At 62.5% G+C, this 18,199-nt stretch carries 19 protein-coding genes; 7 read left to right on the top strand and 12 right to left on the bottom strand.

Annotated features, from left to right (window positions below; genetic code table 11):
- Positions 1-489: 489 nt before the first annotated feature.
- Complete coding sequence (locus R6G97_RS13110; RefSeq protein ID WP_043209325.1) at positions 490-1,854, top strand: glutamine synthetase family protein; 1,365 nt, start codon at positions 490-492, stop codon at positions 1,852-1,854.
- A gap of 25 nt (positions 1,855-1,879) precedes the next feature.
- Positions 1,880-3,187: an NAD(P)/FAD-dependent oxidoreductase gene (locus R6G97_RS13105; RefSeq protein WP_043209323.1), complete on the top strand. Its 1,308-nt coding sequence runs from the start codon at positions 1,880-1,882 to the stop codon at positions 3,185-3,187.
- Positions 3,188-3,265: 78 nt separating this feature from the next.
- Here the strand turns inward: R6G97_RS13105 and fadD1 are convergent, their stop codons facing one another.
- Positions 3,266-4,963: a long-chain-fatty-acid--CoA ligase FadD1 gene (gene fadD1 / locus R6G97_RS13100; RefSeq protein ID WP_043209321.1), complete on the bottom strand. Its 1,698-nt coding sequence runs from the start codon at positions 4,961-4,963 to the stop codon at positions 3,266-3,268.
- Between the two features lie 292 nt (positions 4,964-5,255).
- Positions 5,256-6,944 (bottom strand): long-chain-fatty-acid--CoA ligase FadD2, encoded by a 1,689-nt coding sequence (gene fadD2 / locus R6G97_RS13095; RefSeq protein ID WP_043209319.1) that lies wholly within the window; start codon positions 6,942-6,944, stop codon positions 5,256-5,258.
- Positions 6,945-7,156: 212 nt separating this feature from the next.
- Between fadD2 and R6G97_RS13090 the strand changes: the two genes are divergently transcribed.
- Both R6G97_RS13090 and R6G97_RS13085 read left to right on the top strand, forming a co-directional pair.
- Complete coding sequence (locus tag R6G97_RS13090; RefSeq protein WP_070571450.1) at positions 7,157-8,101, top strand: alpha/beta hydrolase; 945 nt, start codon at positions 7,157-7,159, stop codon at positions 8,099-8,101.
- A gap of 36 nt (positions 8,102-8,137) precedes the next feature.
- Positions 8,138-8,608, top strand: coding sequence for a MaoC family dehydratase (locus R6G97_RS13085; protein ID WP_043209315.1), 471 nt, complete (start codon positions 8,138-8,140; stop codon positions 8,606-8,608).
- A gap of 109 nt (positions 8,609-8,717) precedes the next feature.
- Here R6G97_RS13085 and R6G97_RS13080 read toward each other — a convergent pair whose 3' ends face one another.
- The 7 genes from R6G97_RS13080 to R6G97_RS13050 form a co-directional block, all read right to left on the bottom strand.
- Positions 8,718-9,959 (bottom strand): RNA polymerase sigma factor, encoded by a 1,242-nt coding sequence (locus tag R6G97_RS13080; protein ID WP_102081357.1) that lies wholly within the window; start codon positions 9,957-9,959, stop codon positions 8,718-8,720.
- Positions 9,959-10,450, bottom strand: coding sequence for an SRPBCC family protein (locus tag R6G97_RS13075; protein ID WP_317847075.1), 492 nt, complete (start codon positions 10,448-10,450; stop codon positions 9,959-9,961). Before R6G97_RS13075 ends, R6G97_RS13080 begins: the two co-directional genes overlap by 1 nt.
- An 18-nt stretch (positions 10,451-10,468) precedes the next feature.
- Positions 10,469-10,813, bottom strand: coding sequence for a YciI family protein (locus tag R6G97_RS13070; RefSeq protein WP_317847074.1), 345 nt, complete (start codon positions 10,811-10,813; stop codon positions 10,469-10,471).
- 52 nt (positions 10,814-10,865) lie between these two features.
- Positions 10,866-11,288, bottom strand: a complete 423-nt coding sequence (locus R6G97_RS13065; RefSeq protein WP_090345365.1) for a YybH family protein — start codon at positions 11,286-11,288, stop codon at positions 10,866-10,868.
- A gap of 209 nt (positions 11,289-11,497) precedes the next feature.
- A complete protein-coding gene (locus R6G97_RS13060; protein WP_043209304.1) occupies positions 11,498-12,142 on the bottom strand; it encodes a LysE family translocator in 645 nt (214 codons plus the stop codon).
- A gap of 98 nt (positions 12,143-12,240) precedes the next feature.
- Complete coding sequence (locus R6G97_RS13055; protein ID WP_317847073.1) at positions 12,241-13,197, bottom strand: threonine dehydratase; 957 nt, start codon at positions 13,195-13,197, stop codon at positions 12,241-12,243.
- An 82-nt stretch (positions 13,198-13,279) separates the two neighbouring features.
- Positions 13,280-13,537 carry a DUF2790 domain-containing protein gene (locus R6G97_RS13050; RefSeq protein ID WP_043209299.1) on the bottom strand — a complete coding sequence of 86 codons (258 nt, stop codon included), beginning with the start codon at positions 13,535-13,537 and terminating at the stop codon, positions 13,280-13,282.
- Between the two features lie 238 nt (positions 13,538-13,775).
- On the opposite strand from R6G97_RS13050, the gene R6G97_RS13045 reads away from it, so the two are divergent.
- A complete protein-coding gene (locus R6G97_RS13045) occupies positions 13,776-14,225 on the top strand; it encodes a GNAT family N-acetyltransferase (protein WP_090345359.1) in 450 nt (149 codons plus the stop codon).
- On the opposite strand, the gene def is transcribed toward R6G97_RS13045, so the two are convergent.
- Both def and R6G97_RS13035 read right to left on the bottom strand, forming a co-directional pair.
- Positions 14,180-14,716, bottom strand: coding sequence for a peptide deformylase (def, locus tag R6G97_RS13040; RefSeq protein WP_317847072.1), 537 nt, complete (start codon positions 14,714-14,716; stop codon positions 14,180-14,182). The genes R6G97_RS13045 and def overlap by 46 nt on opposite strands.
- On the bottom strand, positions 14,713-15,666 hold the full coding sequence (locus tag R6G97_RS13035; protein ID WP_043209293.1) for a YihY/virulence factor BrkB family protein: 954 nt from the start codon (positions 15,664-15,666) through the stop codon (positions 14,713-14,715). The genes def and R6G97_RS13035 overlap by 4 nt, the downstream gene beginning before the upstream one ends.
- A 272-nt stretch (positions 15,667-15,938) precedes the next feature.
- Here R6G97_RS13035 and R6G97_RS13030 point away from each other — a divergent pair, with 272 nt between their 5' ends.
- Complete coding sequence (locus R6G97_RS13030; protein ID WP_043209291.1) at positions 15,939-16,319, top strand: hypothetical protein; 381 nt, start codon at positions 15,939-15,941, stop codon at positions 16,317-16,319.
- Here R6G97_RS13030 and R6G97_RS13025 read toward each other — a convergent pair whose 3' ends face one another.
- Complete coding sequence (locus R6G97_RS13025) at positions 16,320-17,156, bottom strand: CvfB family protein (RefSeq protein ID WP_043209290.1); 837 nt, start codon at positions 17,154-17,156, stop codon at positions 16,320-16,322.
- Positions 17,157-17,286: 130 nt separating this feature from the next.
- Between R6G97_RS13025 and R6G97_RS13020 the strand changes: the two genes are divergently transcribed.
- Positions 17,287-18,147 carry a DUF6279 family lipoprotein gene (locus R6G97_RS13020; RefSeq protein ID WP_090345357.1) on the top strand — a complete coding sequence of 287 codons (861 nt, stop codon included), beginning with the start codon at positions 17,287-17,289 and terminating at the stop codon, positions 18,145-18,147.
- Positions 18,148-18,199 lie beyond the last annotated feature (52 nt).

Here is an 18,199-nt window from a genome sequence, read left to right as displayed (position 1 = left end):
ATTTTCATGATCGTCATTCGGAAAGTCGGGCGATTGTCGCAGATTTGCCGGTTCTCTGCTGCCTATGCGGGACTCTTCGCGGGTAAAGCCGCTCCCAGCAATTGCACAGAACTTGGAGGCTGCCCGGTCCTGTAGGAGCGGGCTTACCCGCGAAGACGCCAGCACGAATGTTTAGCCAATCACGGAATGAAGGTTGCCATTCACTGCTTTAATCAACCTTATGCCCCGTGTGAGTATCCACCGATGACCTGCCGACCGAGCAATGCGCGCCCCACCCTTCCCAAGGCCCGGGCCCGCGCCGGCGAAAACCCGCTGGTACATGTCATCCTCGCCTTCTGGGCCCTGTGGCACTGCCGCCACGCTCGCCCACCGGATACTTCGTTCGCGTCTCACTGATCCAGCCTCGGCCATCCCTGGCCGACATCAATCAGCCCGACTCGCCGCCCACCTGCGGCCGGTCCTGTGCGCCTGCGGGCGCGAGCGAACATCATGCATTTTGCCAACCCCGAGCAAGCCCGTCGCTTTCTGGCCGACAACCCCGATATCGAACTGTTCGAGCTGTTCATCCTCGATGCCAACGGCGTGCCCCGCGGCAAGCTGCTTCACCGCGACGAACTGCTGGCCGTTTATGAAAGCGGTCGCCCGCTGCCCAGCACCATCCTGGGCCTGACCTTGAATGGCGACGATGTGGAAAACTCAGGCCTGGTCTGGGATGTCGGCGACATCGACTGCCGCGCCTACCCTCTGGAAGGCAGCCTGGTGCGCCTGCCCTGGCGGCGCGTGCCGACGGCTGCCGTGCAGGTCAGCATGCACCCCAGCCAAGGGCTGCCCGCCAGCGTCGCCGACCCGCGCCACGTGCTGATCCGCACGCTCGATGCGCTCAAGGCCGACGGCTATTACCCGGTGATGGCCTGCGAACTGGAGTTCTACCTGCTCGACCAGCAGCGCGACGCCCAGGGGCGTCCGCAACCGGCGCTGGACAATGACGGTGGTCGCCCCCGCACCACCCAGGTCTATGGCCTGCGCGAGCTGGAGCAGATCGAGCCGTTTCTCGCCGACCTGTACGCCGCCTGCAAAGCCCAGGGCATCCCGGCGCGCACCGCCATCTCCGAATATGCGCCCGGCCAGGTGGAAATCACCCTGGAACACGGCGATGCACTGCAGGCCATGGACCAGGCCGTGCGTTACAAACGCCTGGTCAAGGGCATCGCCCATGCCCACGGCATGCAGGCCTGCTTCATGGCCAAACCTTTCGCCCACCTGGCCGGCACCGGCATGCACATGCACCTGAGCCTGGCCGACGCCGAGGGCCGCAACCTGTTCGCCAGCGATGATCCCGCCGGCACCCCGCTGCTGCGTCAGGCCGTGGGCGGGATGTTGCGCCACCTGCGCGAGTCGCTGTTGCTGTTCTGCCCCAACGCCAACTCCTACCGGCGCTTCCAGGCCAACAGCTATGCGCCGCTGGCGCCCACCTGGGGGGTGGACAACCGCACCGTGAGCCTGCGCGTGCCGGGCGGGCCTGCCAACAGCCGGCATGTAGAGCACCGCATCTGCGGCGCCGACGCCAACCCTTACCTGGCTGCCGCCGCGATCCTCGCCGCGACTCATCAAGGCGTACGCGAACAACTCGACCCGGGTGCCCCGATCGAGGGCAACGGTTACGCCCAGGCCACCGAACACCTGCCCACCGAATGGCTGACCGCCCTCGAGGCGCTGGAGCATTCGAGCTGGGCCCGGGAAGCACTCGGCGAAGCCTTCCTCGGCGTCTATCTGAAGGTCAAGCGCGCCGAGTATCGCCAGTTCATGGCCGAAGTCGGCGAACAGGACTGGCGCTGGTACCTGCACCAGGCCTGAGCCCCATTCACAGTAAGGAACGAACATGAACTCAGCAGTGAACAACGGGCCGGCCCAACGGGCGCCGTCCTACTACACCGCCACGCTCAACGACCCGACCCAATACCCCACCCTGACGGGCACCGAGCAGGTCGACGTGGCCATCATCGGCGGCGGTTTCACGGGCGTCGCCACCGCCGTGGAACTGGCCGAACGCGGCCTGAAGGTGGCCATTGTCGAAACCAACCGCATCGGCTGGGGCGCTAGCGGACGCAACGGCGGTCAGGTCACCGGCAGCCTGTCGGGTGACGAGGCCATGCGCACGCAGATGCGCAAGCGCCTGGGTGAAGACGTGGACGATTTCATCTGGCACCTGCGCTGGCGGGGCCACGAGATCATCGAGCGGCGCGTGGAGCGCTACGGCATCGACTGCGATCTCAAGCGCGGGCACCTGCACGCAGCGATGAAGCCTTCGCACATGGATGAACTGCAAGCGAGCTACGACGAAGCCCAGCGCCGTGGCATGGGCGACCTGGTGCACCTGCTCGATCGCAATGCCGTCAGCGAACATCTGCAAAGCCCGCTGTACCTGGGCGCCCTCAAGAACCGTCGCAACCTGCACCTGCACCCGCTCAACCTATGCTTGGGCGAAGCGCGCGCAGCCCATGGCCTGGGCGCACTGGTTTTCGAGAACTCCGAGGTGCTGGAGATCGTCCATGGGCCACGCCCGGCGGTGGTCACCGCCCGAGGCCGGATCGAGGCGCGCCAGGTGCTGCTGGCCGGCGATGTCTATCACAAGCTGGAAAAGCGCCAGCTCAAGGGCAAGATCTTCCCGGCCATGGGCGGCATCGTCACCACTGCGCCGCTCGGTGAGCTGGCCGACCAGATCAACCCCCAGGATCTGGCGGTATACGACTGCCGCTTCGTTCTCGACTACTACCGTCTCACGGCCGACAAGCGCCTGCTGTTCGGCGGTGGCGCCAACTATTCGGGCAAGGATTCGCGGGACATCGAAGCCGAGCTGCGCCCGTGCATCGAGCGCACCTTCCCAGCGCTCAAGGGTGTGCCGATCGAGTTCAAGTGGAGTTGTGCGATGGGTATCGTGGTCAACCGCATTCCGCAATTGGGCAAGCTGTCGGACAACGTCTGGTACTGCCAGGGTTACTCCGGGCACGGTATCGCCACCAGCCACATCATGGGCGAGATCATGGCCGAGGCGCTGACCGGGACGTTGGAGAAGTTCGACACCTTCGCGGCGTGCAAGCACATCAAGGTGCCGATGGGGGACTTGCTGGGCAATCCGCTGTTGGCGGCAGGTATGTGGTACTACCAGATGCTCGAGAAACTGCGCTGATCACTGAGGGCTGCGTGACAGCCCCAGGATCCGAACCTTGGTTGCGCAGGGCTGCAATGCAGCCCTGCATGAGCAACGTCAGGCGATCTTCTTCAGGCCCTGCTTCTTGAGCTCTTCATCACGCAGCTCACGGCGCAGGATCTTGCCGACGTTGGTGGTCGGCAGCGCATCGCGGAACTCGATGTGACGAGGGACCTTGTAGCCGGTGACGTTGGCGCGCATGTGCTCCATCACCTGCTCCTTGGTCAGGGTCATGCCCGGCTTGACCACGATGAACATCTTGATCACTTCGCCCGACTTTTCGTCCGGCACACCGATCGCCGCGCACTGCAGCACGCCCGGCAGACTGGCCAGTACGTCTTCGAGCTCGTTCGGATAGACGTTGAAACCGGAGACCAGGATCATGTCCTTCTTGCGATCGACGATGCGCATGTAGCCATCGGGCTGGATGACTGCGATATCGCCCGTCTTCAGCCAACCGTCCTGGTCGAGAATTTCAGCGGTGGCCTCTTCGCGCTGCCAGTAGCCCTTCATGACCTGCGGGCCCTTGACGCACAGCTCACCGACCTCGCCCAGGCCCAACTCGCGACCGCTGTCGTCGATCACCTTGCACAGGGTTGAAGGCACAGGAATGCCGATGGTCCCGACCTGGTTGGCCTCGGCCGGGTTGACCGCTGCGACCGGGCTGGTCTCGGTCATGCCGTAGCCTTCGCAAATTGCGCAGCCAGTGACGGTCTTCCAGCGCTCGGCCACGCTCAGTTGCAAGGCCATGCCACCGGAGAGAGTGATCTTCAGCGCCGAGAAGTCCAAGGCGCGGAAGGCGTCGTTATTGCACAGGGCAACGAACAGGGTATTGAGGCCGACGAAGCCGCTGAACTTCCATTTGCCCAGCTCCTTGACCATCGCCGACAGGTCACGGGGGTTGCTGATCAGCACATTGTGGTTGCCGATCAGCATCATGGCCATGCAATGGAAGGTAAAAGCATAGATGTGGTACAGCGGCAGCGGGGTGATGAGGATCTCGCAGCCTTCGTGCAGGTTCGCCCCCATCAGGGCGCGACATTGCAGCATGTTGGCCACCAGGTTGCGGTGGGTCAGCATGGCCCCCTTGGCAACCCCGGTGGTGCCGCCGGTATACTGCAGCACCGCGACGTCGTTCGGCTGTGGGTTGGCTTCGGTCACCGCGCCGCCCTTGCCCAGCGCCAAGGCATCGTTGAAGCGTACGGCGCCCGGCAGGTTGTAGGCCGGCACCATCTTCTTCACGTACTTGATTACGCTGTTGATCAGCAGGCGCTTGAGCGGTGGCAGCAAGTCGGCCACTTCAGTGACGATGACGTGCTTGACCTGGGTCTTCGGCACCACCTTCTCGGCCAGATGCGCCATGTTGGCCAGGCACACCAAGGCCTTGGCGCCGGAGTCGTTGAACTGGTGTTCCATCTCCCGCGCAGTGTAGAGCGGGTTGGTATTGACCACGATCAAACCTGCGCGCATGGCACCGAATACGGCCACGGGGTATTGCAGGACATTGGGCAGTTGTACGGCAATCCGATCACCCGGTTTGAGGTCGGTATGCTGTTGCAGCCAGGCGGCAAAGGCGCCCGACAGGGTGTACAGCTCACCATAGGTGAGGGTTTTGCCCAGGTTGCTAAAGGCCGGTTTGTCGGCAAAGCGTTGGCAGGATTGCTTGAGCACCGCCTGGATATTGGGGAACTCGTCAGGATTGATTTGCGCCGTTATCCCGGCTGGGTACTTATCCTTCCAAAAATTTTCGATCATGGAAGCCCGCTCCTTCAGCAACAGCGAATTCGTCACGCATTACGCGTTTATTATTGATATGGGATGACGGCTCATTGCAAACCGGATCATCTGGAAGCGCGCCGAGAGTAACAGCTTTGCCAGGGGTCGACTAGAGCCCAAATCGGCCCAATCGGTCACAAAAATGACTCAAAGAAATGTATCGGTCATTTTTAGAGTATTTATCCAAAACGTCGCAATTCAAGCCGAAAACGGCAGGATAGAGCGGTTTACAACCACCCTATTCTGCCGCTCGAAGAAACCTGCGTGAAAATCAGGCGATATCCCGCAGCTCGCGACGCAGAATCTTGCCCACCGGGGTCATGGGCAGCGAGTCACGCAATACGATGTATTTGGGCACTTTGTAACCGGTGAAGTTGGCTTTGCAGTACGCCTTGAGCTCGTCGACGCTCAAGCCTGCTTCTCGCGGCACCACGAATAGCTTGACCGCCTCGCCGGAGCGATCGTCGGGCACACCGATGGCCGCGCAGTTGGCAACCTTGGGATGGCCCATGACCACTTCCTCGATCTCGTTGGGGTACACGTTGAAACCCGAGACGATGATCATGTCCTTCTTGCGATCGACGATCCGGGTGAAACCGTCCGGGTCGATCACGGCGATATCGCCAGTCTTGAGCCAGCCGTCGGCATCCAGCGTCTGTGCGGTGGCCTCAGGTTGGCGCCAGTAGCCTTTCATGACCTGCGGGCCTTTGATGCACAACTCGCCCCGTTCGCCCAGAGGCAGCTCGTTGCCCTCGTCATCGATGACCTTGAATGCTGTGCCAGGCACAGGAATACCTACCGTCCCCAGACGCGCCAGCGCGCCGTAAGGATTGGTGCTGGCGACCGGAGAGGTCTCGGTCAGGCCGTAGCCCTCGACGATGCGACAGCCCGTCAGGCTCTCCCAGCGTTCGGCCGTGGCCTTGACCAAAGCCGTGCCTCCGGAGTTGGTGACCTTGAGCGAGGAAAAGTCCAGGGACTTGAAGCCAGGGTGATCCATCAAGGCGACGAACAAGGTGTTCAAGCCAAGCAAGGCAGTGAAACGCCACTTGCCCAGCTCCTTGATGAAGCCGGGAATATCACGGGGATTGGTGATCAACACGTTATGGTTGCCGGTGACCATCATGCACATGCAGTTCGCGGTGAAGGCATAAATGTGGTACAGCGGCAGCGGTGCGATCATCACCTCCTGGCCATCCTTGATCAGCTTCTGCCCATCCGGGCCGTGCTGGGAGAAACAGGCCAGCACTTGCAACATGTTGGCCACCAGGTTCCCATGAGTGAGCATGGCCCCCTTGGCCAGCCCCGTGGTGCCACCGGTGTACTGCAGCACCGCGACATCATCGAGGCTCAGGGGCACCGGCTTGGGCACCCCCGACCGGCCCTGGCGCAGCACCTGCTTGAACGATATGGCCTGGGGCAGCCGGTAGGCCGGCACCATCTTCTTGACCTTGTCGACCACGGTATTGACCAGCCAGCCCTTGGCGAACGGCAGCAGATCGCCCATCTTCGCCTCGATCAGGTACTCGATATCGGTGTCGCCCAATACCTCTTGGACCCGCTTGCCGAACATGTTCAGGTAGACCAGGGCACGGGCACCGGAATCCTTGAACTGATGGCGCATTTCTCGCTCGGTGTAGAGCGGGTTGGTGTTCACCACGATCAGCCCGGCGCGCATCGCGCCGAACACGGCAATGGGGTATTGCAGGACATTGGGCATCTGCACCGCGATGCGATCGCCCGGAACGAGGTCGGTGTGCTGCTGCAACCAGGCGGTGAAGGCAGCGCTATAACGCTCGAGGTCGCTGTAGCTGAGGGTCACGCCCAGGTTACTGAAGGCCGGACGGTCCGCAAAGCGCTTGCAGGAGCGCTCGAACACGTCGACGACCGATCGATAAGCAGTGATCTCGAGGGTGGAGGGCACGCCCGCCGGGCGTTTGTCGTTCCAGAAGTCGGCTTGCATCTTATTGTTGTTCCTCTGCCATGCGCTGTCCCTGACCTGCCTGCCCAAGCTCACGAAGGGGCAAGAAGGCGTTGAATCGACGTTAGCAGGTAAGCAGGAGACGGCATATACGCCAAGTGCCGCCATTAACATTGTGAATCTTATTTGTGCCCTTCCTGCAATCAGGCCCATTGGGCATACACTGTCTGCAACCCATGAGCCAAGGACTCGCCATGCCCCATGACGCCTTCTGGCTGCCCGCCAGCGAGCATTGCAGCTTGTATGTCCATCAGTGGTTGCCGACAACACCGGTCAAGGCCGTGGTGCTGCTGGCCCACGGCATGGCCGAGCACGCCGGTCGCTACCAGCGCCTGGGGCATGCCCTGGCCGATGCAGGTTTCGCCCTGTTCGCCCCCGATCTACGCGGCCATGGCCGCACCGCGGAACTCGGCAATCTCGGCCTATTCGCCCGCCATCATGGCTGGAACACCGTGGTCAACGACCTTGGGTTGGTGGCCCAGCACATCGGCCAGCAGTTTCCCGGCACACCGCTGTTTCTGTTCGGCCACAGCATGGGCAGCTACATCGCCCAGGCCTACCTCATGCACCACAGCGCCAGCCTCCAGGGTGCCGTGCTCAGCGGCTCGAACTTCCAGCCGCCGCTGCTCTACCGCACCGCCGCGCTGATTGCACGCCTGGAGGCCTGGCGCCAGGGCTATCTGGGCAAGAGTGCACTGATCGAATGGCTGTCCTTTGGTTCGTTCAACAAAGCGTTCAAGCCCAACCGCACGGCCTTCGACTGGCTCAGCCGCGATGCCGAGGAGGTCGACAAGTACATCGCCGACCCCCTGTGCGGTTTTCGCTGTTGCAACCAGCTGTGGATCGACCTGCTCCAGGGCCTGGCGCAGATCAGCCAGCCGAAGAACCTCGCGCAGATCGACCCGAACCTGCCGATCCTAGTCCTGGGCGGCGAATGTGATCCGGTCAGCGACGGCAAGCGTCTGAAGCATCTGGCCGACGCCCTGCGCGCGACCGGCAACCGCCATGTGCAGCTGCGCCTGTACCCTGCAGCGCGACACGAAGTGCTCAACGAAACCAATCGCGACGAGGTCACCGCCGACATCCTCGGCTGGCTGGAGCAGGCGCTGGCCCTTGGCCGCCCTGCCCGCAGTGAATGATGTACACTTGCTCGTCCGCCCCTTAAGGAAGCCCAGATGTCCCAGGTCACCAACACGCCCTACGAAGCCCTCGAAGTCGGGCAGAAAGCCAGCTATGAAAAGTCCGTGGAAGAGCGCGACATCCAGCTGTTCGCTGCGATGTCCGGTGACCACAACCCGGTACACCTGGATGCCGAATTCGCCGCCAAGAGCATGTTCCGCGAGCGTATCGCCCATGGCATGTTCAGCGGTGCACTGATCAGTGCCGCGGTTGCCTGCACCCTGCCAGGCCCAGGCACCATCTACCTGGGTCAGCAGATGAGCTTCCAGAAGCCGGTCAAGATCGGCGACACCCTGACCGTGCGCCTGGAGATTCTCGAGAAGCTGCCCAAGTTCAAGGTGCGCATCGCAACGAATGTGTACAACCAGAACGACGAGTTGGTGGTCGAAGGCGTCGCCGAGATCCTGGCTCCGCGCAAACAGCAGACCGTCGAATTGGTCAGCCCACCGAACTTCGTTGCCAGCTGATCGAGCCCGTCGACAGTACGCCTTCACGGGTGAACCCGCTCCTACCAGGCCAGCGCTGCCCTGAAAACCGTGGGCGCGGGTTCACCTGCGAAAGATTCACTCGCGCCGCCTAGCGTTCCAGCTCCCGCAGACACCGCTCGATGTGCCGCCTCTCCGGCCCCTGCCGGGTAAGCGCCAGCGCCTGCTGCCAGGCTGTGCGGGCCTGCTCGTCCTGACCCAACTGACGGTGCAACTCCGCCCGGGCAGCATGGGCCAGATGATAGTCGCGCAACTCGCCACGCTGCAGAATCGCCTCGATCGCCACAAGCCCCGCCCTTGGTCCGTCACGCCTGGCCAATGCCGCCGCCCGGTTAAGCTCGACCACCGGTGACGGCCAGTGCCGTTGCAACACATCGTACAACCCTACGATTTCCTGCCAGTCGGTCTGCTCGGGACTGGAAGCCTCGGCATGCACCGCGGCAATGGCCGCCTGCACGCTATAGGCACCGAACTGCCGGCTGCGCAGTGCTTGTTGCACCAATTGGCAACCTTCGGCGATCTGGGCACGATCCCACAGGCTGCGGTCTTGTCGGTCCAGAACCACCAACTCCCCCGCCGCATCGCTGCGCGCTTGCAATCGCGAGGCCTGCAGCAGCATCAACGCCAACAGCCCAAGCACCTCGGCATCCGGCAACAACTGGGCAAGCAACCGTCCGAGCCGGATCGCTTCGTCACACAGCTCACGCTGTATCAGGTCATCACCCGTGGAGGCCGAATAACCTTCGTTGAAGACCAGGTAGACCACTCGCAGCACACTTTCCAGGCGCTCTGGCAGTTCGGCCAGCGCCGGTACTTGATAGGGAATGCGCGCATCGCGGATCTTGGCCTTGGCGCGCACGATGCGCTGGGCAATGGTCGCCGGGCTCTGCAGGAAGGCTCGGGCGATCTGCTCGGTGGTCAGGTCGCAGACTTCACGCAGGGTGAGCGGCACCTGGGCATCGGCTGAAAGCGCCGGGTGGCAACAGGTGAAGATCAGCCGCAGGCGATCATCCACCAAGTCCTCCTCCTCGCCGGGACCCTGCCGTTGGTCCTCGAGCAACATGACCAGATCCGCCTGGGATCGGTCGAAGCGGGCGCGCCTGCGCAAGGCGTCGATGGCCTTGAAGCGGCCCGCAGACACCAGCCAGGCACGCGGGTTGTCTGGGATGCCATCGCGTTGCCAACGCTCGACCGCAATGAAAAAGGCGTCGTGCAGGGCCTCTTCGGCGAGATCGAAGTCGCCCAGCAGGCGGATCAGCGTCGCCAGGATACGCCGGGAGTCCTGCCGATAGACCGCCTCGACCTCCCGCCGCACCTGTTGAGCCTCGAGCATCAGTCCGGCATCCGCTGGGTCACCACGTCGACCAGCCGATCCAGGCTTTCACCCCAGCCCTGGTAAAAACCCATCTCCTCATGAGCACGGCAGTCGGCGGCGTTCCAGTGCAAGGCGCGTGCGGTGTAGCGGGTCTTGCCCTGTTCCTCGTCGAAGGTGATCACGGCCGTCATGAACGCTTTGTCCGAAGGTGCCCAGCCCGGCCCGAAGGCATCGGTAAACACCAACCGCCGCGGCGCGACAATCTCCAGGAACACCCCCTGGTTGGGATACTCGGCGCCATCGGGCGCTCGCATCAAGGTCCGGAACAGCCCGCCCACCCAGAGTTGCAACTCGCACTCGGGGGTGGTCATGCCATGGGGGCCCCACCACTGTGTCAGCCACTGTGGCTCGGTCCAGGCGCGAAACACCTTGGCCGCAGGAGCATCGATCAAGCGTGTGATGGACAACTCGTGTGGCGACTGTTGCGGGCCGGGCTGTGCAAGGCTCATGCTGGTCGTTCTCCGTCGTCAGGGTTGCAACTCACGTACAGGCCGTACCTCGACGCTACCGACTCGCGCCGCCGGAATGCCTTTGGCGATGTTCAGTGCCTCGTTCAGGTCGCGCGCTTCGACCAGGTAGAAACCCGCCAATTGCTCCTTGGTCTCGGCAAACGGCCCGTCGGTCAGGCTCATGCGCCCACCCCGCACACGCACTGTGGTGGCGGTCTGCACAGGTTTGAGCGCCTCGGCCGCAAGCATTCGCCCGGCCCCCTGCAACGACTCAGCGTAGGCCATGCATTCGGCATCTTCAGGGCTGTCGGGCAGGCTGTGCAGCAGCCCTTCGTCACAATAGACCAGGCACAGGTATTTCATGGTCGTCTCCAATGCTGCGCAAAGGTGCGTTTGCCGATGAGCGGCAGGGTCGTTAAGGCTTGAGGTTGAACAGGGCTTTCTGGGTTTGCATGTCGAACGGTGCCGACCAGTGCTCGTGAATGACCTGCCATTGCCCGCCACTACGACGATAGCCTACGGTGGCCCGCATGAAGCCGCATTGGCTCTCGTCATCCGAAGGGCCGCAGCGATTGAGCCAATGGGCAAAGCCCAGGTCACCGTCGGCATGCACGGTCAGTTGCGCCAGTTCGAACACCATGGGCCCGGTGCAGAAGCTCATGCACATTTCCCAGTGCGCCCGGTAGGCGGCCTTACCCTTGAATTGCAATGCGTTGATGGCATCGAAGGCGACGATGTCGTCAGCGTACGGCGCGCAGATGGCGTCCAGGTCGCGGTCGCGCACGGCCTGCATCCAGCGGTCGATCAATTGGTTGAGTTGGGTTTCGGCGGTGTTCATCGGTGTTTCCTCCAATCGGTCATGAGCGGTTGGCGCCTCAAGTTTCGGCGCCTTCATGACTGGTCGAATGGTGATTGGGGAAATCGACAAGGCAGGCGAAAAAAAAAACAAAGCAGCAAACACTGCGACTTTTCAGCTTTGACGTGTAGGAGCGGGTTTACCCGCGAATACCAAATCGTTGCTCACGGACAAATCACAGCCCCGGAAAATCACATGGCAGGGCTCGCAAGGATGAACTCACGGTACCCTGAAAGCACCACGTATCCGGCAAAGTAACAGAAGATCGCCGCCGAAAGCAGGTACGACCACGTCAGCAGACGATCCCCCAGCAAACGCCCGCCGTGACTGGCGATAGCACACAGGCCCAGGCACCACACCACCCCGGCCGCAAAGAAGCCGCCCAGGAACAGTCCGGCCTCCAGCGGCCCACCGGCACCGGAGCGGGAAATCAGCACCCCGCCCACTGCCGCGAACCAGAGGATGGCACTGGGCGAAGACATGGCCAGGAACATCCCCCGCAAGAATTCGCGCCAGGCCGGCTCCACCACTGCCTGTCCACTGGCCTCCAGATGCCCACCGCGCCAGGCCGCCAGCAACATCTTCAGCGCGAACCACACCAGCAGGGCCGAGCCGCCCAGCCACAACGTCCAGCGCACCGCTTCGAACTGCAGCAGCACGGTCATGCCCGCGAGCGCGGCAACGGCATAGATCAGATCACCCACGCACGTCCCCAGCCCCAGCCACACGCCTTGCATGAAACCGCGTTGCATGGCCAGGGTGATCATGGCGATGTTGGCGACACCGATGTCCAGGCACAGGGACAAGCTGAGGAGGAATCCATTCGAAAAGGGCATGGGAGACTCGGTCATGCAGGTTCAAGGGAAGGCGATTGTGCCTGAGCGCGTGATGCCCTGTTCAGATCTTTCGCGCATGAAACATCGCCTGAATACCCTCAAGCACCGAGCAGCACCCGCGCATAGCGCTCTCGATCGATGTTCGCCCCGCTCAGCACCACCGCCACACGCTTGCCGGCCTGACGCGCGCGCTCTTGCATCAACGCCGCCAGGGCCGCTGCGCCGGCACCTTCGGCGGTGTTGTGGGTGGCTTCGTGGTAAAGGCGCATGGCCTGGGCGACTTCATCGTCGGTGACGCGCACGATGCGTGCGGCGTGTTCATGAACCAGCGCGAAGGCATCAGGGTGCGGAACTCGGCAGGCCATGCCGTCGGCGAAGGTGTCGGCGGTCTCGGTAGTGACGATGCGTCCCTGCTCGAAGCTCTGGGCATAAGCATCGGCAGCACTGGAGACCACGCCGACGATCTGGGTCTTCAACCCCAGCAGGTTGCGCGCCTGGATCAGACCACAAATACCCGAACCCATGCCGATCGGCACGTAGACGCAATCCAGGTCTGCCACCGCATCGAACAGCTCCAGCGCATAGGTGGCCACGCCGCGCACCAGCTCCGGATGGAATGAAGGCGCCATGGCGTAACCCAGCGACTCGGCAAGCCTGGCGGCTTCTTCGCGGGCCACATCGAAATCGACCCCGTGTTCCACCAATTCGGCGCCCAAGGCACGCATGGCGGCGTTCTTTTCTCGCGAGTTGCCTTCCGGCACTACGATCACCAGCGGCACCCCAGCCTGACGCGCCGCCAGCGCCATGCTCTGGCCATGGTTACCACGGGTGGCGGTGACCAGCCCTCGCGGTGGTTTGCCATTGGCCAACAGCGACCGCACATAGACCAGCCCGCCACGAACCTTGAAGGCACCGGTCGGTGCATGGTTTTCGTGCTTGACCCAGACCTTGCAACCCAAACGGTCGGCCAAAAGCGGCCAGGCATGCTGCGGTGTGTCGGGAACGTGCTGGTGGACGAAGTCGGCGGCTTCACGCAGGGCGGGCAGGTCGAACATGGACGATATTCCTTCATCAAAGGGAGATTGATCCTAAGCCCGACCCGACGCCGAGGTAAACCTTATCTGCCCACCGACAGTTTCAGCCCTGGCTGCAACCCTCGCCCATGGCGCGGTACTGGATGGTGTGTACCTGGCCCTGGTGGTCTTCGTAGGTCATGGTCGCAGGCACCACCTCGCAGACGTTGGGGATGGTCGACAGGCTGATCACCCGCTTGATGTCCAGGTTGGTGGAATAGTCGTACTGCTCGACTGCAGGTTGGTTGGTGGCGGTCTTGACCTCATCGGCGAAGGCGAGCGAGGACATACCGACCAGTGCGAGAATCAGTAAAGCTTTCATGAGAGGTTGGCCTTAAAAGCAATCAACTCGATTGACTTCATATGCCGTGAATGGCGCGGAGAAGTTGTCATCACTCCGAAGATGACACGAAGTACCGATCCCGTTTCGTACTGCCGGGGGATGTCTGAAAGTCTACTCCCCGCCTGGAATAGTTGAACCCCGAACTCGGACAATCACTCTTGCGAACCCTGCAACAATCTGCGAAAAAACGCCTCCACGAAAACCCTTGTCCACGCCCATGAATCCGCTCCATTGCAGCCCTCTGGGGCCCCTTGAACGTAAGCTACTCGATCATTTCTACCGCCAGCACGACTCTCGCATGCGCGCCGCGGGCGATGGCCAATGGTGGGTGGCACGGGCGGGAGGTATCGTCGCGGGCATGAGCCTGAGCCCCGTGGCCCAAGGGCACTGGCTCACAGGCCTGTTCGTTGCGCCAGCGTGGCGTGGCCAACAGGTCGCGTCCCAGTTGATCGAAGCGGCACTGCAGGTCACCTGCGGCCCGACCTGGTTGTTCTGCCATCCTGATTTGGAGGCCTTCTACCAGCGCCAGGCCTTCACCCTGACAGATACGCTGCCCGAGGCACTGGCCTCACGGCTGGCGCGCTACCAGCGCAGCAAGCGTCTGGTGGCAATGGTGCGAGATCAGTCGTCACGTGCATCGAGCCCAGGGAATAGCACCTCGGTATAGCCTAACTTGCTGAAGTCCTGAATGCGCGACGGGTACAGCCGGCCGATCAGATGGTCGCATTCATGCTGCACGACACGGGCGTGGAAACCGTCGGCGAAGCGGTTGATCGGATTGCCATCGGGGTCGATGCCCTCGTAACGGATGTGCTTGAAGCGCGGCACCACACCGCGCAGCCCCGGCACCGACAGACAGCCTTCCCAGCCGTCCTCGACCTCCGGGGACAAGGGCGTGATCACCGGGTTGAGCAGGATGGTCTGGGGTACGGGTTCGGCATCCGGATAACGCTCGCTGCGCTCGAAGCCGAAGATCACCAATTGCAGGTCGACGCCGATCTGCGGTGCGGCCAGGCCCACGCCGCCCACATGGCGCATGGTCTGGAACATATCGTCGATCAGCGCCTGCAACTGCTCGCTGCCGATCAGGTCCGCCGGTACCGGCGGGGCGATGCGCAACAAGCGTTCGTCGCCCATCTTGAGGATGTCACGGATCATCGGGGGTTCGGCTCACTCGGCTGGGGCTCGACAGGATGTTCATGGCCGAGCACTGTCAATGTCTCCTTGGAGGTATGACCTGCGGCTTCCTTCTCGCCAGGGTTCTTGCCTTCGGCCGACATGTGCTCGATCACCGCGTTCATCTCGGCACCGAGCAGCAGCACGGCGGCGGAAATGTAAAAGTACAGCAGCAGGACGATGATTGCCCCGATACTGCCGTACATGGCGTTGTAATCGGCGAAGGTCTTCACATAGTAACCGAATGCCAGCGAAGCAATGATCCACACGACCACCGCCAATACCGAGCCTGGGGTGATGAAGCGAAACTCCTGCTTCACATCGGGCATGACGTAGTAGATCAGCGCCACCGCCACCATCATCAGAATGATGATCGCCGGCCAGCGCAGGATGGTCCAGACCGTGACGATGACCTCCTGCATGCCCACCTGGGCGGCGATCCACTCCATCACCTGCGGCCCTAGCACCATCAGCGCCGCCGCCGCCAGGAGCATACCGGCGATGCCGATGGTGTAAACCACCGACAGCGGGATGCGCTTCCAGACCGGCCGCCCTTCGGGTACGTCGTAGGCGGCGTTCATCGCGCTCATCATCAGGCGCACGCCGGCCGAAGCCGTCCACAGGGCGATGACGATACCCACCGAGAGCAGCCCCCCCTTTGACTGCTGCAGCTGGTCGATCACCGGATTGACCTGCTCCAGGGCCTGGGGCGGCAGCACCAGCTCCGACTGCAGGCGCAGCCAGGAGAAGAAGTCCGGCAGGTGCAGGAAACCGATCAGGGCGATGAGGAACAACAGGAAGGGAAACAACGAAAACAGCATTTGGTAGGCGAGCGCGGACGCATAAGTGGACATCTCGTCATCGAGAAACTCGCGGACGGTGCGCACCAGCACGCGGTGCAGGGGCAAACCGCGCAGGTTGGGGAAAAACATAGCGTCTCCTTTCGCTGCAGGATCGTGTCAGGTGAAGGCCAGCCAATCGGGCAGGCACGTTTCAATGATGCAAGTCTAATAGACCACATCAGACACGTTGCAGCTCAACGCCAGGCCAACAAAAGAAAACAGCTACAAATGCCTGTAGACCGACCGGGGCTGAACCGTAAGCGCCTTGCTGCTGGACCGGGCCGCTGCTCCCAGGCTTGTTTGCCCGCAGCCGGCCCCGCACAATACCAGGCCTTATCTCGCGTCAACCCGCAGGAACCTGCATGAAACTCGACAAACCCACCGCCATCGCCCGCCGTAACCAAGCGCTGGAGCGGCCGGTGCTCAACCGCGACAACACCCTGCTCGCGATCCTGGACCGCAAACGCAACCTGTGGTGGTTCGATGTGCCGACGGCGCTACTGCGCAAAGGCCAGCCCGACTGGGTCAACCTGCTGCTGCACACCCCCGAGACCGATGAGCTGCAGCACCTGAAAGTGCCGACCAACTTCCTGCGCGCTCACCAGGAGCAGATGGAAGTCCGTCATCCGGGCAAGCGGCGCTCGACCATCAGCCTGGCCCTGAGCGCCGACCGTGACTCGCTGCTGCGCGACACCCGCCCCGGTGGCGAGCAGCTGGACTTCACGCCCTTCCTGCAGGGTTGATCAGGCCCGTTCGATGCGATCGTCAAGGATGACGATGCGGCCTTGCTTGTAGAGGGCGCCGATCGCTTTCTTGAAGTTGCCCTTGCTGACATTGAACAGTCGGCTGATCACTTCAGGGTCGCTCTTGTCGCACACCTCGAGCATCCCGCCCGCAGCCTCCAGGCGCGCCATGATCTGCTCGGGCAGGCTGTCGACCAGGACCTTGCCCACCGGCTGCAAGCTCAGGGCGATCTTGCCGTCGTGGCGCACTTCCTTGATGTAACCCTTCTCATGCATGCCCGAACGCAGGAACTTGAACACCTCGTTCTTGTGGATCAAGCCCCAGTGGCGGTTGTTGATGATCGCCTTGAAGCCCATGGGCGTCTGCCCGGCCACCAGCAGTTCCACCGGCTGGCCGGCCTGGTAGTCGGCCGGGGTGCGATCGAGGTAGCGGTCCAGGCGTGCGGTGGCGGTGATGCGACGGGTACGTTTGTCCAGGTAGACGTGCACCACGCAGTAGTCGCCGATCTTCAGCGGACGCGACTCTTCCGAATAGGGCATCAACAGGTCCTTGGACAGCCCCCAGTCGAGGAAGATGCCCGCGCCGTTGATGTCCTTGACCTTGAGACTGGCGAACTCACCGACCTGTACCTTGGGCTTTTCGGTGGTGGCGATCAGCTGGTCTTCGCTGTCGAGGTAGATGAACACATTGAGCCAGTCGTCGATCTCGGCGTCGACGTCCTTGGGGATGTAGCGCTTGGGCAGCAGGATCTCGCCATCCGCACCGCCATCCAGGTACAGGCCGAAGTCCGTGTATTTCACGATTTGCAAACTGTTGTAACGCCCAAGCAAAGCCATTTACGAAGATCCTCAAGACAAGGCGGCTATTCTACACCTGAACAGCCTTCGCCGCCTGGCCGTCCGTGCCCAGGAACCGACGGAGCTCCCTTGCGTCTACTGCCTGGCAAGCTCCAGCAAGGATTCGCCCATGCCCGTCACCCTACGCCCTGTGTTCATCATCGTCCTGTGCCTGACCCTGGCAGTGGCCGCCTGCAGCCGCATCGACCTGGCCTACCGCAACCTCGACGTGCTGGTGCCCTGGTCCCTGGATGACTACCTGAACATGAACCGCCAGCAGAAAACCTGGCTCGATGAGCGTCTCAAGCAGCACCTGGCCTGGCATTGCAAGACGCAATTGCCCGGCTACCTGGAGTGGCTCGACCAGATCCGCCAGATGGTCGTCACCGACCAAGTCACCGACCAGGCACTACTGCAGCGCACCACCGAAGCTCGCCAGGCCATCGGCCGGGTCGCCGAGGCGATCACCCCCTCCGCCACCCAGCTGTTGCGTGGCATGAGCGACGAGCAGGTCGCGCAGATGCGCCAGGCCTTTCTTGATGACATCCGCGAGCGCCAGGCCAACTATGTCGAGACGCCCCTGCCCAAGCAGATCAACGACCGCGCCAAACGCATGGAAAAGCGCCTCGAACCCTGGCTGGGCGAACTCAACGCGTCCCAACGCCTGCGCGTGCTGACCTGGTCCCAGGCCCTCGGCGACCAGAATCGTCAGTGGATCGCCAACCGCGCCCACTGGCAGCAGCAACTGGTGCTGGTCATGGCTCAGCGCGACACGCCCGCCTTCGAGCCCCGCATCGCGCAGTTGCTGCAACGCAAGGAGAGCCTATGGAGCCCGGAATACCGCATTGCCTTCCAGCATTCCGAACAACAGGCCCGCAGCCTGCTGGTGGACCTGATGAAGCAGAGCACCCCGGTACAACGGCAGTACCTCCAGGAACGGCTGAGCAAGGTGCGCAACGACTTCACCGAACTCAAGTGCATGAAGGGGTAGCACCTTTGCGCTGTCGCCGCCTCCAGATAGGCTGTAGCGCCTGGCGACAACC

This window comes from Pseudomonas sp. HTZ2 (genome assembly GCF_033173945.1).
Classification (GTDB): Bacteria; Pseudomonadota; Gammaproteobacteria; order Pseudomonadales; family Pseudomonadaceae; genus Aquipseudomonas; species Aquipseudomonas guariconensis.
This window is presented reverse-complemented; position numbering and strand designations above follow the sequence as displayed.

Excerpts from the sequence above, each read along its gene's own strand:
- R6G97_RS13110 (WP_043209325.1), top strand. The coding sequence starts at position 490 with ATGCATTTTGCCAACCCCGAGCAAGCCCGTCGCTTTCTGGCCGACAAC.
- R6G97_RS13105 (WP_043209323.1), top strand. The coding sequence starts at position 1,880 with ATGAACTCAGCAGTGAACAACGGGCCGGCCCAACGGGCGCCGTCCTAC.
- fadD1 (WP_043209321.1), bottom strand. The coding sequence starts at position 4,963 with ATGATCGAAAATTTTTGGAAGGATAAGTACCCAGCCGGGATAACGGCG.
- fadD2 (WP_043209319.1), bottom strand. The coding sequence starts at position 6,944 with ATGCAAGCCGACTTCTGGAACGACAAACGCCCGGCGGGCGTGCCCTCC.
- R6G97_RS13090 (WP_070571450.1), top strand. The coding sequence starts at position 7,157 with ATGCCCCATGACGCCTTCTGGCTGCCCGCCAGCGAGCATTGCAGCTTG.
- R6G97_RS13085 (WP_043209315.1), top strand. The coding sequence starts at position 8,138 with ATGTCCCAGGTCACCAACACGCCCTACGAAGCCCTCGAAGTCGGGCAG.
- R6G97_RS13080 (WP_102081357.1), bottom strand. The coding sequence starts at position 9,959 with ATGCTCGAGGCTCAACAGGTGCGGCGGGAGGTCGAGGCGGTCTATCGG.
- R6G97_RS13075 (WP_317847075.1), bottom strand. The coding sequence starts at position 10,450 with ATGAGCCTTGCACAGCCCGGCCCGCAACAGTCGCCACACGAGTTGTCC.
- R6G97_RS13070 (WP_317847074.1), bottom strand. The coding sequence starts at position 10,813 with ATGAAATACCTGTGCCTGGTCTATTGTGACGAAGGGCTGCTGCACAGC.
- R6G97_RS13065 (WP_090345365.1), bottom strand. The coding sequence starts at position 11,288 with ATGAACACCGCCGAAACCCAACTCAACCAATTGATCGACCGCTGGATG.
- R6G97_RS13060 (WP_043209304.1), bottom strand. The coding sequence starts at position 12,142 with ATGCCCTTTTCGAATGGATTCCTCCTCAGCTTGTCCCTGTGCCTGGAC.
- R6G97_RS13055 (WP_317847073.1), bottom strand. The coding sequence starts at position 13,197 with ATGTTCGACCTGCCCGCCCTGCGTGAAGCCGCCGACTTCGTCCACCAG.
- R6G97_RS13050 (WP_043209299.1), bottom strand. The coding sequence starts at position 13,537 with ATGAAAGCTTTACTGATTCTCGCACTGGTCGGTATGTCCTCGCTCGCC.
- R6G97_RS13045 (WP_090345359.1), top strand. The coding sequence starts at position 13,776 with ATGAATCCGCTCCATTGCAGCCCTCTGGGGCCCCTTGAACGTAAGCTA.
- def (WP_317847072.1), bottom strand. The coding sequence starts at position 14,716 with ATGATCCGTGACATCCTCAAGATGGGCGACGAACGCTTGTTGCGCATC.
- R6G97_RS13035 (WP_043209293.1), bottom strand. The coding sequence starts at position 15,666 with ATGTTTTTCCCCAACCTGCGCGGTTTGCCCCTGCACCGCGTGCTGGTG.
- R6G97_RS13030 (WP_043209291.1), top strand. The coding sequence starts at position 15,939 with ATGAAACTCGACAAACCCACCGCCATCGCCCGCCGTAACCAAGCGCTG.
- R6G97_RS13025 (WP_043209290.1), bottom strand. The coding sequence starts at position 17,156 with ATGGCTTTGCTTGGGCGTTACAACAGTTTGCAAATCGTGAAATACACG.
- R6G97_RS13020 (WP_090345357.1), top strand. The coding sequence starts at position 17,287 with ATGCCCGTCACCCTACGCCCTGTGTTCATCATCGTCCTGTGCCTGACC.